Annotated in this window: 14 protein-coding genes; 1 reads left to right on the forward strand and 13 read right to left on the reverse strand. The window is 67.4% G+C overall.

What is annotated here, in order from left to right:
- The first annotated feature begins 92 nt into the window (after positions 1-92).
- Positions 93-611 (forward strand): peptidoglycan-associated lipoprotein Pal, encoded by a 519-nt coding sequence (gene pal / locus B4F07_RS11580; RefSeq protein ID WP_293703962.1) that lies wholly within the window; start codon positions 93-95, stop codon positions 609-611.
- Here the strand turns inward: pal and B4F07_RS11585 are convergent.
- Genes B4F07_RS11585 through B4F07_RS11645 form a run of 13 tightly spaced genes read right to left on the reverse strand, consistent with a single transcriptional unit; the run spans position 598 to position 12,590 of the window.
- Entirely contained in the window at positions 598-1,338 is a 741-nt protein-coding gene (locus B4F07_RS11585; protein ID WP_414711737.1) for a prepilin peptidase, read from the reverse strand. The genes pal and B4F07_RS11585 overlap by 14 nt on opposite strands.
- Before the next feature lie 31 nt (positions 1,339-1,369).
- The gene (gene gspN, locus B4F07_RS11590; RefSeq protein ID WP_293703964.1) at positions 1,370-2,086 is read right to left on the reverse strand and encodes a type II secretion system protein N; all 717 of its coding nucleotides are present in this window, start codon (positions 2,084-2,086) and stop codon (positions 1,370-1,372) included.
- Positions 2,083-2,565 carry a type II secretion system protein GspM gene (gene gspM / locus B4F07_RS11595; protein ID WP_293703965.1) on the reverse strand — a complete coding sequence of 161 codons (483 nt, stop codon included), beginning with the start codon at positions 2,563-2,565 and terminating at the stop codon, positions 2,083-2,085. The genes gspN and gspM overlap by 4 nt, the downstream gene beginning before the upstream one ends.
- Positions 2,562-3,707 (reverse strand): type II secretion system protein GspL, encoded by a 1,146-nt coding sequence (gene gspL / locus B4F07_RS11600; protein WP_293703966.1) that lies wholly within the window; start codon positions 3,705-3,707, stop codon positions 2,562-2,564. Before gspL ends, gspM begins: the two co-directional genes overlap by 4 nt.
- A 1-nt stretch (position 3,708) precedes the next feature.
- Positions 3,709-4,716 carry a type II secretion system minor pseudopilin GspK gene (gene gspK, locus B4F07_RS11605; protein ID WP_293703967.1) on the reverse strand — a complete coding sequence of 336 codons (1,008 nt, stop codon included), beginning with the start codon at positions 4,714-4,716 and terminating at the stop codon, positions 3,709-3,711.
- On the reverse strand, positions 4,713-5,462 hold the full coding sequence (gspJ, locus tag B4F07_RS11610) for a type II secretion system minor pseudopilin GspJ (protein ID WP_293703969.1): 750 nt from the start codon (positions 5,460-5,462) through the stop codon (positions 4,713-4,715). Before gspJ ends, gspK begins: the two co-directional genes overlap by 4 nt.
- Positions 5,459-5,836, reverse strand: a complete 378-nt coding sequence (gspI, locus tag B4F07_RS11615; RefSeq protein ID WP_293703970.1) for a type II secretion system minor pseudopilin GspI — start codon at positions 5,834-5,836, stop codon at positions 5,459-5,461. The genes gspJ and gspI overlap by 4 nt, the downstream gene beginning before the upstream one ends.
- The gene (locus B4F07_RS11620) at positions 5,826-6,308 is read right to left on the reverse strand and encodes a GspH/FimT family pseudopilin (protein ID WP_293703972.1); all 483 of its coding nucleotides are present in this window, start codon (positions 6,306-6,308) and stop codon (positions 5,826-5,828) included. The genes gspI and B4F07_RS11620 overlap by 11 nt, the downstream gene beginning before the upstream one ends.
- A complete protein-coding gene (gspG, locus tag B4F07_RS11625) occupies positions 6,283-6,759 on the reverse strand; it encodes a type II secretion system major pseudopilin GspG (RefSeq protein WP_414711738.1) in 477 nt (158 codons plus the stop codon). Before gspG ends, B4F07_RS11620 begins: the two co-directional genes overlap by 26 nt.
- 33 nt (positions 6,760-6,792) lie before the next feature.
- On the reverse strand, positions 6,793-8,007 hold the full coding sequence (gene gspF / locus B4F07_RS11630) for a type II secretion system inner membrane protein GspF (RefSeq protein ID WP_293703976.1): 1,215 nt from the start codon (positions 8,005-8,007) through the stop codon (positions 6,793-6,795).
- Entirely contained in the window at positions 8,000-9,493 is a 1,494-nt protein-coding gene (gene gspE / locus B4F07_RS11635; protein WP_293703978.1) for a type II secretion system ATPase GspE, read from the reverse strand. Before gspE ends, gspF begins: the two co-directional genes overlap by 8 nt.
- On the reverse strand, positions 9,490-11,700 hold the full coding sequence (gene gspD, locus B4F07_RS11640; protein WP_293703980.1) for a type II secretion system secretin GspD: 2,211 nt from the start codon (positions 11,698-11,700) through the stop codon (positions 9,490-9,492). The genes gspE and gspD overlap by 4 nt, the downstream gene beginning before the upstream one ends.
- Before the next feature lie 5 nt (positions 11,701-11,705).
- Positions 11,706-12,590 carry a type II secretion system protein N gene (locus tag B4F07_RS11645; protein WP_293703981.1) on the reverse strand — a complete coding sequence of 295 codons (885 nt, stop codon included), beginning with the start codon at positions 12,588-12,590 and terminating at the stop codon, positions 11,706-11,708.
- Positions 12,591-12,789 lie beyond the last annotated feature (199 nt).

Here is a 12,789-nt window from a genome sequence, read left to right on the forward strand (position 1 = left end):
AATGCCTTGCTGGGGTTCCATCATCGGGTTCTGAACAGGCCAATTTTGGCCGCTAAACCGAAAAATCCAACAACAACAAGAGGACAGACGACATGACGATACGCAAAAGTACCGCGATGATTGCGGCGATCACCATGCTTGCTGTTGGCGCGTGTTCGAAAAAGGCGCCCGAAACGCTGCCTCCCGTCCCCGAAGGCACGGGCACCGACACCGGCGCTGGAACCGGCACCGGCGTGATTCCGGGATCGCAGGAAGATTTCCTCGCCAGCGTCGGCCTCGAAGGCGACCGCATCTTCTTCGACTTCGACCAATATAATGTCGACAGCGCCGACATGGCGACGCTTCAGGGCCAGGCACAATGGTTGCAGCGCAACCCCGCGGTTCGCGTCACGCTCGAAGGTCATGCCGACGAACGCGGCACCCGCGACTACAATATCGCGCTGGGCGAACGCCGCGCCAATGCCGCGAAAAACTATCTCGCCTCGCTCGGCGTCGATCCGTCGCGGATCAGCGTCATCAGCTATGGCAAGGAGCGCCCGGCCGAAATCGGATCGACCGAGGAAGCCTATGCCAAGAACCGCCGCGCGGTGACGGTCGTCATCGGCCGCTGATCAACGGCCACAGGGGCACCGTCGCGAACGCGGCGGTGCAGGCAAAGACACCGAAGGGGACCGACCGCTGACCGAGCGGTCGGTCCCCTTTTCGTTGGACCACGAGCGCCCACACGATCCCGCCCAGGCTGGCGAGCAGCAGCGTCAGCGGCAGCGCCTGCCAGCCAATCCAGCACCCGATCGCGGCAACCAGCTTGGGATCGCCGCCGCCCATGCCGTCCCCACCGCGCGCACGCCGATAGGCCCAAGCGATCAGGGCAAGCGCGGCCCCACCGGCGAGCGCGCCGATCCAGCGGTCGAGCAGCGGCGCGCCGAGCAACGGACCCGCGAGCAACAACCCGACGATGGCCAGCAAAGCGCTCAGCCGATCAGGCAGCCAGAAATGCCGCGCGTCGAGCAGCGCAAGCGGCAGCAACATCCAGCCGAATAATGCCCACATCCAGCCGACCGTCCCCGGCATGATCACCAGCGCCATTCCGCCGATCAGCATCGACCCCAACTCGACCCGCCAGTGAAACGGATCAATCGCTGCGCGGCACCTTCGACAACATCCACGCGCCACCATCGCCGACACCAGCGGCACAAGATCGACCGCGCCAAGTACCCGCCCACAGCCATCGCACTGCGACCGCCCGAACACCGAACGCCCCGCGGGCCAGCGCAGCACCAAAGTCGCGATAAAGCTGCCGACAACCAGTCCGATCAGTGCGGCAAAAGCGACGCCCATGCCAAAGGGCAAGGCATCGAGGACCGTCACGTCAGAAGCGGCCCGTGGTCGCCAGCACGAAACCGCCCGAACCGGCCTTGAACCCCAGCATCGCCAGCGCCGCCGCCATCGCCGGATCGCGGTCGACATTGATCGCGAACTGCGCGCGGTAAGCGCCGCTGCCGTCGAACGAAAGGGTCAGCCGTTCCATCCCCGACTGGCTCGCCAACGCCGCTTGGGCGCGGCCGTTCGCACAGGTCAGCGGTCCCGACAGCCCTCGCGACAGGTCGAGCCCCGCGATTGGGGCGCTGACCGCCAGCTGGATCCGACCGCTCGCCCGGGTGCATTTTCCGGCGCCGTCGAAGCGCAGCGTCGCACCCTCAAAGCGGATCGTATCGACCGGGATCATCCCCAGCCCGCCCGACATCGACGTCGTGCCATTGACGTCGGACACCCCGCGCGGGTTGCTGCCGTGCAGCCGCCCCGCCAGCGCGCCGAGCCGCTCGTCGGTGCGCGAAAAGGCAAGTTCGGTATTGCCGCCGAGCAGCGCCAGCGGCGACAGGCTGGCGCGCACCGTGCCCAGCGGCAGCGCGCCTAGCCGCGCCTCGACCAGCTCGCCCGACCACACCGACCCGCGCACTTCGCGCGCCGTCACCCCGGCATCGGTCGCGCCCGACCACGCCAGCGCCAGCCGCATCGGGAAGGTCGCGACGATCAGGATCAGCGCCAGCACCAGCGCCGCGAAACCCCAGCGTTGCCGCACGCTCATTGGCCGCCCTTTCTGAGTTCGGCGGTCAGCCCGACGGTACCGTCGGCGGCGGGGGTGATCGTCAATTGGTCGATGACAAAGCCCTGCCCCTCGAGCGACGCCAGCCAATCGGTGAGCACCGGCGCGCGCGCGGTGGCGATCGCGATTGTCGCCTGCCCCTGCCCGCGCGCCTCATTGCGGTCGAGCGTCAGCCCGATTTCGCTCGCCGACTGCGCCAGATATTGGTCAATGGCGACCGCATCGACCGCGGTCGCAACCGATTTCGCGGGCCGCGACGCCAGCAGCTGCACCTTCGCCGCCACCCGTCCCTCGCGCTCAATCGCCGCGCGATGCTGGTTTTCGAGATCGACAATTGCCGCATAGGCCGGACGGCCAAGCCCCCACAGGATGACGCCCAGCGCCAGAACCCCGGCGATGCCGACCAGCCAGCGTTCGCGCTGTGACAGCCCGAGCCACCAGTTTTTCAATCGCTCGGTCATGGCACCGCCCGGATCGTGATGTTCGCCATCTGCTGGCCGTCGCTACCCGCCATCGGCTGGGCGGTGACCCGGTAACCGCGGGCCTGGAGCGCGAGCAGCACCGCGTTGATGTCCTCGACCCGCGGCGCAGCCAGCGTGGTTGTCAGCGTGCCGTCGGTGCGATGCGACAGCGTCTTGAGCGCGACGCCGGGTGTGTCGCCCATCGCGTCGTACAGCGCCGAGGCCGGAACCGAAAATGCCAGCGGACCGCCGCCCGCCGCCGCGAGCCGGCGATCGAGTTCGGCCTCTGCCGCGGTGGCGTCGGGCGCGGTGACCCCCGCCTTTTTCGCCATCGCGACGACCGCATCATCGGCGCGGCTGGTGTCGGACGACAGATGCACGGCATGGATGATCGGGATCAGCAGGCTGACGATGAGCAGCGCGATCGCCAGCCGCTTGGCCAGCCGGAGCCGCGCCGGGTCGAGCGACCAGCTGCGCTTCGGCTTCCAACCACCGCTGAGCAAATCGAGCGGCGGCGAAGCCAGCGTCATCAGCAACGCCTCGCGCATCCGGTCGGGATCAAGCGGCGCAATTGGGTGACCGCCCGCGATCAGCGGGTCGAGTTCGGGATCGGACACATAGGCGTGATCCGCCGCCCGCACGATCTGCTCGCCGCCAACCTCGGCGGACCACAGGCTGTCAGGTTCGGGCGGCGGCACCGCGGCAGCCGCCGGGATGATCGCCGCGGGCGAAAGGTCGCGCGCCTTGAGCCAATCGGTCCACGCGGTCATCGCCGCGTGCGTCGTCACCGCCACCGGCACCGCCTGCCCCGCCTCAATCGGCTGACCCGCGACGATATGCAGCAAAGCGCCGTCGCCCAGACTGTCCTTTAACGTATCAACCCGTGCCGCCGATGCCGCCTGCGCCGGGGCCGCATCGGGATAATGCCGCCAGCGCAAAGGCACGTCGGCGGCGGGCGCCAGCGCGATCAGCCGGTCGTCTGGACTATCATCCTGCGGCTTTTCCCACGCGTCGACCCAGCCATCGTCCTGCCCGCTGTCCACAATGATACCATCGTCGACACGCAGCCAAGCAGGCGGAGGCGCATTCTCGTCACCCAGCGTCGCCACCGGCGGCAACCACAGAACCAAAGTGCGGCTCATATCAGTCGCTTTCGCCCCAGCTTCGTCGGACGATCACCGGGGGCGCCTGTCCAGCGGACGGCGCGCCGCCGTTGGCGTCGATGAGCGAAACTGCCGTCAAAAACCCGTCCCCCATCGTCACATTCGTCGTCAGCGTCAGCCAGCGGCTGGTCACCCCAGCCTGTTCGGCCACCTCGGTCGGCGGGTCGAACTGCGCGAGCGGGCCTGACTCCCAGAATCGCACGCTGCTGCCATAGCCGCCCGCGGGGCGCGCCACCAGCGCTGCACGGGAGTCGGCGAGCGTCATTTCACCGGGCAGCAGCATCGCCACCAGCGGCGCCTGTTCTGGCGCCAGCGTGTTGACGTTCAGCCGCACCGGGTCGGTCACGGGCAACACGCAGATCCAGGGTTTGAGCCGCGCGTAAATTTTGGGGCTAACGCCGCGGACGGCGCGCAATTCGCTGATATCGGCCATCTTGCGGTTCGCGGCCAGATAGGCGCCGGGCAGCGACCGATAGACATTGTCCTCGGCGCCGAGCGGGCCGTCGTTGCTGTCGCTGTCGATCCAGTCGGCGGTGGCGCCAGCAATTGCCTGCGCTTGCGCGGCGTCGATCCCGAGCAACACCATCAACTCGCCGAACTGGCGCATCGACCCCGATCGCTGGCTGAATCGTCCCGGTACTGTCTCAGCAACCAGGCTGTTGAGGTTGAAGCAATTGTTCGCGTCGGACAGCCGCGCGCTGCCGCTCCCGTTCGGCAACGGCAAGACGAACTCGCGCCCCAGCCACCCGCCCGCGAGCGTCAACTTCGCGGGGTCGCGCCCGACCAGATCGGCGACGCGGCGCAGCGCGATCTGCTCGGCGGCAAAGCTATAAGCCCGGCCTTGGTCGACCGTCGCCGCGCTGCCGGCGATCCGCGTCGCCAGCGTCAGCCGGTCGAGCGCGGTCGCCGCGATCACCGCCATCACTGCGACAAGCAGCAATACGGTGAGCAGCGCAGCACCGCGCTCATTGAGCGGACGGCGGATCATGGCGCCGGGTTCTCGGCCACCGTGGGCGGGGGCGGCAGCGTCGGCGCGGTCAGGAACAACATCGTCAGCGCCTCCCGCCCGCTGCGCGACACCCGCACCTCGACCGCGCGCGGAAGGCGGTCGCCGGGTTCGGAGCTCCAGCTGTCGCCCCAATTGCCGGTGTCGTCGCGATAGCGCACCGCGACCGTGGCGACATCGCGCAAGAGCCGGTCGCCTTCGCTCAGCGCGGTGCCGTCGAGCATCGGTTGCGTCGCGCGCCGCCATTCGCGGCCGACGAGGGCATAAGCGACCCGTTCGACTGCGGGACGCGGCGACCCGTCGAGCGCCGCTGCGCCGCCATGGACGAAGGCAAAGCCCGTCGATGACCCGACGAAGGCAGGCACCGCCTCGCCCGCCGGCCCTCGCGTCGATCGCTGGACCGCCTGCGCCAGATCATTCGCCATCACCGCGCGCAGGCGGTTGATCCCGCCCATCGCCTTTAGCCGCGTCTGGACCGCATCCTGCGTATCAACGCTGCTGCGCAGCAACCCGACACCGATCGCCGCGATTGCCGCGAACAGCGACAGCGCGACGAGCATTTCGATCAGGGTGAAACCGCTTTGGCCCCCGAAATCTCGGGTCTCCCCTTTTTCCGTTTGTGCTGAGCTTGTCGAAGGGCTGTTCTTTCTTTTCGACGTCGCAAAGAAAGAACAGCCCTTCGACAAGCTCAGGGCGAATGGGATCGGGGGGTGAGTACCAAACCTCATCGGCTTGGCCGGATAATCGTCAGCGCGGCCTGCCCGCGTCCGCTTTCGGGGCGGACGATCAGGTCGATGCGCAGCAGGCTGTCGTCGGCGGTCCGCGCCACCCGCTGTTCGACGCGCCAGTTGCGCCCGGCGTTGGCGACGCCGATCGCGCTGTTGCCGATCGTTGGGGGTGCCGGATCGGTCCACAGTTCCACCGCGCGGTTCTGCGCAACGATGCCAGCGATCGTGCTTTCGTCAAGGTCGCCCGCGGTGCGCACCGCAAAGGCGTCGAGGCGGACGAGCGTCAGCGCGGCGATGCTGATGACGCTGAGTGCGACGAGCATTTCGAGCAGGGTGAAGCCGCTTTGCGTTTCTTTGGCACGCTCATTCGCCACGGCTGACCTCCCCGGTCGCTGACACACGCACGATCTCGCGCGCATCACCGCCGCTCAGCACAATGACCTGGGGGGTCGGGCTGGTGCCGACGCGGTCGAACAGGATGCGCGCCGCGCCCTGTCCGTCGCCCGCGGCAAAACGGACGTCGTCTGGCCAGTTGCGCTGTGCAAAAGCGCGGCCGGGCAGCGGCTGCCATTCGCCCGCGATCCGCCGCTCGAATCCGTAACCCGAGGGAGCGAAGTTGACCGCAACGCTGCGCCCTTCGATCACCGCAATGTCGCGTGCGCCGGCCAACCGGGCGGCGAGCCGGTCGGCTTCGCTGCGCACGCTGCGATCTTCGCCGGGGATCGTCAGCACGACGGCGGTCGCGGCCAGCGCCATGATAGCCAGCACCACCATCAGTTCGACGAGTGTGAAACCATTGGCCTCGCGACGCGCGCGCGCCTTAGCCTTCGCTGCGAATATCCGCATTGTCGTCGGTCCCGCCGGGGGCACCGTCGGCACCGAGCGACCAGACGTCGAACGCCTTCCCGTTCGGCCCGGGCGCCTGATAATTATAGGGACGTCCCCACGGATCCGCGGGCAGCTTCTTAATATAGCCGCCGCGGCGGTACCGCTCGGGCTGCGCGAGCGACGGCGGCGGCGTGCTGAGCGCGTTCAGCCCGTCGGTCGACGCCGGATAGGTCAAATTGTCGAGACGATATTGTTCGAGCGCTGTCTCCAGCGTCGCGATATCGGCCTTGGCCTTGGTCACCATTGCGCGGTCCTGGCTGGGCAGGACGTTGATCATCACCACGGTGGCGAGCAGTCCGATGATGAAGATGACGACCATCAGCTCCGTCAGGGTAAAGCCGCGCTCGTCGCGTTTGCGGCGGCGGTGGACCGGCGCGCGACCCTCCCCCGAGAAGGAGGTGTCGAGCATCAGGCGAATGAAAAGCTGCATCAGCGACATTTATTATATTCCGGCAAGATTCTGCAACTGAAGGATCGGCAGCAGAATGGCGAGGATGATCAGGGCAACGCATGACCCCATAAGGACTATTATGACAGGTTCGAGTAACGCCATCGAAGCCGCCGTGAAGCGGTCGAATTCGCGCTCCAGATAATCGGCGGCGCGTTCGAGCATGACTTCCAGCCTTCCGGCGCTTTCGCCGCTGGCGGTCATGTAAACGAGCAGCGGCGGGAACACCCCGGCATCGCGGAGTGCGGCGGACAGGCTGCCCCCGGCGCGGACCTGATCAACGATCGCTGCGGTGGCGCTGGCGAGCGCGGCGTTGCGGATCGTCGGCAGGGTCAGGCGCAGGCCGTCGACGAGCGGCAGGCGGCTCGACACCATCGTCGCCAAGGTGCGCGCAAAGCGCGCCGCATAGAGATCGCGAAGCAGGCGCCCGAACAGCGGCAGCCGCAGCAGCCGCGCATCGACCCGCGCCTTGAACGCCGGTCGGCGCATTGCGGAGACCCAGCCAAAACTCGCCGCCGCAATCAGCAGTGCAATCAGCCACCACCAGTTGGCGGCAAAGCTGGAGATCGCGATCACCGCGCGGGTCAGGAACGGCAACTGCTGGCCAACGTCGGTAAATTGTTCGACGACGCGCGGGACGACAAAGATCATCAGCGCCGCCACGACGCCGATTGCGACGACCGCCAGCACGATTGGGTAAGCGAGCGCCGCGATCAGTTTGCCGCGCACCTCGGCCTGACGTTCGAGCAGATCGGCGAGGCGCGCGAGAATCGTTGTCAGGCTGCCCGTCGTTTCGCCCGCCGCAACCATGGCGCGATAGAGCGGCGGGAAGCTGGCGGGCTGGCGCGCCATTGCGTCAGCGAGGCGGCGGCCTTCGAGAAGCCCGGCATGGACGTCGCCGATGATGGTGCGGGCGCTCTCGGCCTCGCTCTGCCGGGTCAAGGTCCGCAGCGCCTCTTCGAGCGGCGCGACTTCGGCCAGCGTCGCCAGCTGGCGGGTGAACAGTGCAAGGTCTTTGCTGCTGAGCCGCACGCGGCGGAACGCGAGCAGCGACCGGCTGGCGGGCTTCGCGCCCGCCGCCTCGACCGCGACGATGTGGAATTTGCGCCGCACCAGATCGGCGCGGGCGGCATCGTCGTTGGCGGCGGTCAGCCGCCCCTTGCGCTCGCGGCCTTGTGGATCGATCGCCACATAGCGATAATCAGGCATCGATTTCCTCGCGCCGCGCGATGCGGATCGCCTCTTCGGCAGTTGTCAGCCCCTTGGCGACCATCGCGCGCGCTGCCGAGGCGAGCGTCGGCGATTTCAGGAAGGCGTGGCGCGTGATCATCGCCTCGTCGCCGCCATTGTAGATATAGCGGCGGACGGTGTCGTCGACCTTGATCGCCTCGAACACGCCGATCCGGCCTTTATAGCCGGTGCCGCCGCACTGCTCGCATCCTTTGGGGCGCCAGATGACGGTGCCGATGTCGAGCCCCAGCATCGCGGCGACGCTGTTGTCGGCCTGCACCGGTTCGCGGCAATGGTCGCAAAGTTTACGGACCAGCCGCTGCGCGATGACGGCGCGCAGGGTCGAGGCGAGCAGGAAGGGTTCGACTTTCAGATCCTTCAGGCGGGTTATCGCACCGACGGCATCATTGGTGTGGACGGTCGACAGCACCAAGTGGCCGGTCAGCGACGCCTGCACCGCAATGTCGGCGGTTTCGCGGTCGCGGATTTCGCCGACCATCACGACGTCGGGATCCTGGCGCAGGATCGCGCGCAGGCCGGCGGCGAAATCGAGCCCAACCTTGCTGTTCACCTGCGTCTGGCCGACCCCGTCTACGGCATATTCGACCGGATCCTCGACGGTCAGGATATTGCGCTGGCCGTCGTTGAGTTGCTTGAGCGCGGCATAGAGCGTCGTCGTCTTGCCCGAACCGGTTGGGCCGGTGACCAGGATGATGCCATTGGGCTCGGCGAGCGCCTCGCGCAAAATCTGGTCCGAGGTGCCCGACAGGCCGAGGACGTCGAAATCGATCCCCGCCGCATCCTTGTCGAGAATACGCATCACGACGCGTTCGCCCGCGCGGCTGGGCAGGGTCGAGACGCGGACGTCGACCGCCTTGCCCGCGAGCGTCAGCCCGATGCGGCCGTCCTGCGGCACGCGGCGCTCGGCGATGTCGAGGCGTGCCATCACCTTGATGCGGCTGACCACCACGGGCGCGACGTGCGGGGGCATGCGCAGATGTTCGCGCAGCACGCCGTCGGTGCGCATGCGGACGACCAGCCCGCTTTCATAGGGTTCGATATGGATATCGCTGACCCCCTGCCGCACCGCCTCGGCGATGATCGCGTTGATCAGCCGGATTGCGGGAGCATCGTCGGCGCTGTCGAGCAGGTCTTCGGCGCTGGGCAGGCTGAAGTCGATGTCGTTGTTGCCGACCGACCCCGCCATCGCCGCCGCCGAACTATCGACGGCATAATGGTCCGACAGCAGCCGGTCGAAGTCCGCGACGCTCGCGGTTGCAACGCGCAGCGGCTGCGCCAGATAGCGCTTTACCTCAATCAGCACCGCGGGATCGGCATCCTCACGCAAGGTCGCGAGCCACGCCCCGCCCTCGCCCGGCGCGATCACGACACCGTGCGCGCGAGCAAAGCCATAGGGAATATCGACCGGCGCTGCGGGCGCGACGATCGGTTCGGGATCGCTCACGGATAGTCTCCGGTCGGCGGCGCCGGTGCGTTTGAAATTGACGGCGGGACATCGGTTGAAATCACCCGGCCATCGGGACCGCGCAGTTCGGGCAGGTTGACCGGGCCGACGGTGATGTCGGCGGCGGTCGCCTCGCTCGGCACCGGCGGCACTGCGCCCAGATAATCGCGCACCAGCGTATCGATTGCGGGTTCCACGTCGGGATTACGCTGTAACTGGAAGTCGCGGATATAGCCGTAACGCCGTGCGGTCAGCGCCGCATTATCTTCGCGATTGCGCAGGATCGTCGGGCGGATGAACACCATCAGATTGGTTTTCGAGCGCGTCCGGCTGCGCGACTTGAACAGTTCGCCGAGCAAGGGAATGTCGCTGAGCAGAGGAATGCGCTCGATCGTCTTGCGCTCGTCATCATTGAGCAGCCCGCCGATCGCGAGGATTTCGCCATCGTCGACGGTCAGCACCGTTTCGAACGAGCGTTTGTTGAGGATCAGGTCGCTGTTGCGCGACGACACCGGCCCGGCGACGCTCGACACTTCCTGGCGCAGGAACATCTTCACTTCGCCCGCGCCATTGACCTGCGGCGTCACTTCCAGCTTGATCCCGACTTCTTCGCGCTGAACGGTGCGGAAGGCGTTTTCGAAATTGTCGCCAAGCTGTTCGCCGGTGGTGATCGGCACGTCCTGCCCGACGAGGAATTTCGCCGCCTGATTGTCGAGCGTCACGATATGCGGGGTGGCGAGCAGGTTCGACGTCGTGTCCGATTTCACCGCGTTGATGATCGCACCGAAAATCGTGTTCTTGCCAATGTCGCCCGCAAAACCTGCGAAACCGCCGGTGGCTTGCAGCAGCGACGCAGCGGCGGCCTCCTGCAGACTGTTGCCCAGCGAGCTGTTCGTCTGGGTCACCGTCGTGTTGCCGTTGACCGTGGTCGTTTCCTGCGACAGCCGGTTCGCCGCATAGGCGCCGCCGAGAGTCAGGATGTTGGGCGACGCATTGCTGTAGCTGGTCGCGATAAACGGGATATTCTTGCCGCCGAGGAGGAACTGGACCCCCAGCCGCTTGGCCGCGTCGTCGCCGATCTCCACCACGATCGCCTCGACCAGCACCTGTTGCCGTCGGCTATCGAGCTGGCGGATCAGCTCGCCAAGCATGCGCTGCACGTCGCTGTTGGCGGCGACGATGATCGCGTTCGCACCCTCGTAGCGGGTGACGATGGCAGGGCCGCGGGTTGCGATGCTGCCCCCCGAGCCGCCGGTCGATACGTTGGCGGTCGCCGCGGGCGCAGGCGTCGGGGTGCTGTTACCGCCCGACGACGACGACGACGAATCCGTTGCAGGCGGCAGACCCGCCTTCTGCGCCGGGTCGCTGCCGCCGCCGACCAGCTGTTGGAGTGTCGGCAACAGCGTTTCGGCATTGGCATGTTCGAGCCAATAGACGCGCAGCTCGGTCCCGCCTGCCGCTTTCTGATCGAGATCGGTGGCCATCGCGACAAAGCGCGCGACCATCGCCTGATCGCCGCGCAGCGCAATCGCGTTGCTGCTGTCGATCGGTACGATCGCGACCGGCGCCCGCGCCCCTTCGCCCGCCGCGGGGACCAAGGCGGTCAGCGCCGCGGCGATTTCGCGCGCCCCGGCGTTTTTCAGCGTGACGATCTGGCTGGTCGAGCTGTCGCGGTCGATGCTGGCCGCGAGCGAGCGGATGCGACGGATATTGTCGGCGAAGTCGGCAACGACCAGACTGTTGGCGTTGCGGTTCGCGGTGAGTGAACCCTGCGCGCTGACCAGCGGGCGCAGCGTTTCCACCGCGGCGACGGCGTCGATATGGCGCAGCCGGATGATTTCGGTGACGAACTGGTTCTGTGCCGCGCCGCGGCTGCCGATGCGGCCCGGCTGTGCGGCGGCGCCATCGATCGGCTGGACGCGGTAGCTGCCATTGGGGCCGGGCACCGCGACAAGGCCGTTCGAACGCAGGGTCGACAGGAAAATCTCGAAATACTCGCTGCGCGACAATGGCCGGTCGGTCACCACCGACACCTTGCCGTTGACGCGACCGTCGATCACGAAGGTGCGCCCTGTGATCCGCGCCGCATCCTGAATGAAGGCGCGGATGTCGGCGTCGCGGACGTTGAGCGTATATTGGGCGACCGCGGGTGCCGGCGTGGCGGAAACGAGCGCGGCGGCGAGCATCAGGGACAGTTTGAAACGCATATAACCTATTGCTTCGAGAGGAAGATGGCAACGGGAACGACGCTGGCGCCGCGTTCGACTTCGAGCGAGATTCGTGCGCCGGGTGCGATCTGGTTGGCGAGTGCGGCGGCATCGCCTGCCGACCCGATCGGACGGCCATTAACCGAGCGGATGACGTCGCCCGGACGCAGGCCCGCGGCGCGGAACACCGCGCCGTCGCCCTGCGGCTGGACGACCAGTCCGGTGACGCGGCCATTTTCAGCGCGCGGCGCAAAGCCGACTCCTGCCTTGAGCGTCGCGGGCGACATTTCGCCGCCGGCGCTGACGCCACTGGTCGCGGTCGATCCGACTTCGGGGGTCGGCGCGGGTAGCGGCGTCGCGGGCGCCGGGACCGCGGCATCGCCGCTCTGATCAAGGAACAGGCTTTCGCGCGCGCCGCCGCGGTCGAGCAGCACGTGGTCGAAGGCGACGCCCACAAGCTTCACCCCCGGCGCGATTTCTTCGCCGACGGCATAGCTGGTCTGCACCCCGTCCTCGCCCGCGATGATCGCCGAGCCGCCGCCGGTCGCTTCGTTGATGTTGATGCCGAACAAGGTCAGCCCCAGCGCCGTGACGGTGGCCGAAGCCGGACCCTGCGGCGCGCTGCGAAAGAAGGGGTCAAAGCTGGCGAACAGCGCGCGGCGTTCGGCGGGCGAGGCGATGACCGCGGCCTGCGGCTGCCAGGCGCCGAGCGGCGACAGCGGGGTGATGACGGTCCAGAGCAGGCGGACGAGTTGCCAGATCAGCAAGGCGCTGAGCAGCGCGGCGAGCAGGAGCGGCCCGATCTCGCGCGGCGAGCGCCGCCCGCCACGCAACCACACCGGCAAACCGCGCGGCAGCCTCAAGGCCGATCCGGACATCAGCGTCGCCATGAAATCCTTCTGTCCCCCTGAGGCTGAAGTTGCCGTCGCGAATCGCCTAGGGGCGATTGGTGACAATCAGTTGACGGGAAGATTACAGTTTTTTGACGGCCGAGCGAGTCTGGCGCGGCGGTTGGCCGTCGATGATCCTCCCTGTCGCGGAGCGATGGGGAGGTGGCAGCGCGAAGCGCTGACGGANNACGAACCGCCG

The organism is Sphingopyxis sp. UBA6723 (assembly GCF_002454115.1).
In the GTDB taxonomy this organism is placed as follows: Bacteria; Pseudomonadota; Alphaproteobacteria; order Sphingomonadales; family Sphingomonadaceae; genus Sphingopyxis.

What these genes read in the sequence shown, in the direction of transcription:
- B4F07_RS11645 (WP_293703981.1), bottom strand. Translation starts at nt 12,590, where the DNA reads ATGGCGACGCTGATGTCCGGATCGGCCTTGAGGCTGCCGCGCGGTTTG.
- gspG (WP_414711738.1), bottom strand. Translation starts at nt 6,759, where the DNA reads ATGCTCGACACCTCCTTCTCGGGGGAGGGTCGCGCGCCGGTCCACCGC.
- gspD (WP_293703980.1), bottom strand. Translation starts at nt 11,700, where the DNA reads ATGCGTTTCAAACTGTCCCTGATGCTCGCCGCCGCGCTCGTTTCCGCC.
- gspK (WP_293703967.1), bottom strand. Translation starts at nt 4,716, where the DNA reads ATGATCCGCCGTCCGCTCAATGAGCGCGGTGCTGCGCTGCTCACCGTA.
- gspL (WP_293703966.1), bottom strand. Translation starts at nt 3,707, where the DNA reads ATGAGCCGCACTTTGGTTCTGTGGTTGCCGCCGGTGGCGACGCTGGGT.
- gspF (WP_293703976.1), bottom strand. Translation starts at nt 8,007, where the DNA reads ATGCCTGATTATCGCTATGTGGCGATCGATCCACAAGGCCGCGAGCGC.
- gspJ (WP_293703969.1), bottom strand. Translation starts at nt 5,462, where the DNA reads ATGAGGTTTGGTACTCACCCCCCGATCCCATTCGCCCTGAGCTTGTCG.
- gspN (WP_293703964.1), bottom strand. Translation starts at nt 2,086, where the DNA reads ATGAGCGTGCGGCAACGCTGGGGTTTCGCGGCGCTGGTGCTGGCGCTG.
- B4F07_RS11620 (WP_293703972.1), bottom strand. Translation starts at nt 6,308, where the DNA reads ATGCGGATATTCGCAGCGAAGGCTAAGGCGCGCGCGCGTCGCGAGGCC.
- B4F07_RS11585 (WP_414711737.1), bottom strand. Translation starts at nt 1,338, where the DNA reads ATGGGCGTCGCTTTTGCCGCACTGATCGGACTGGTTGTCGGCAGCTTT.
- gspM (WP_293703965.1), bottom strand. Translation starts at nt 2,565, where the DNA reads ATGACCGAGCGATTGAAAAACTGGTGGCTCGGGCTGTCACAGCGCGAA.
- pal (WP_293703962.1), top strand. Translation starts at nt 93, where the DNA reads ATGACGATACGCAAAAGTACCGCGATGATTGCGGCGATCACCATGCTT.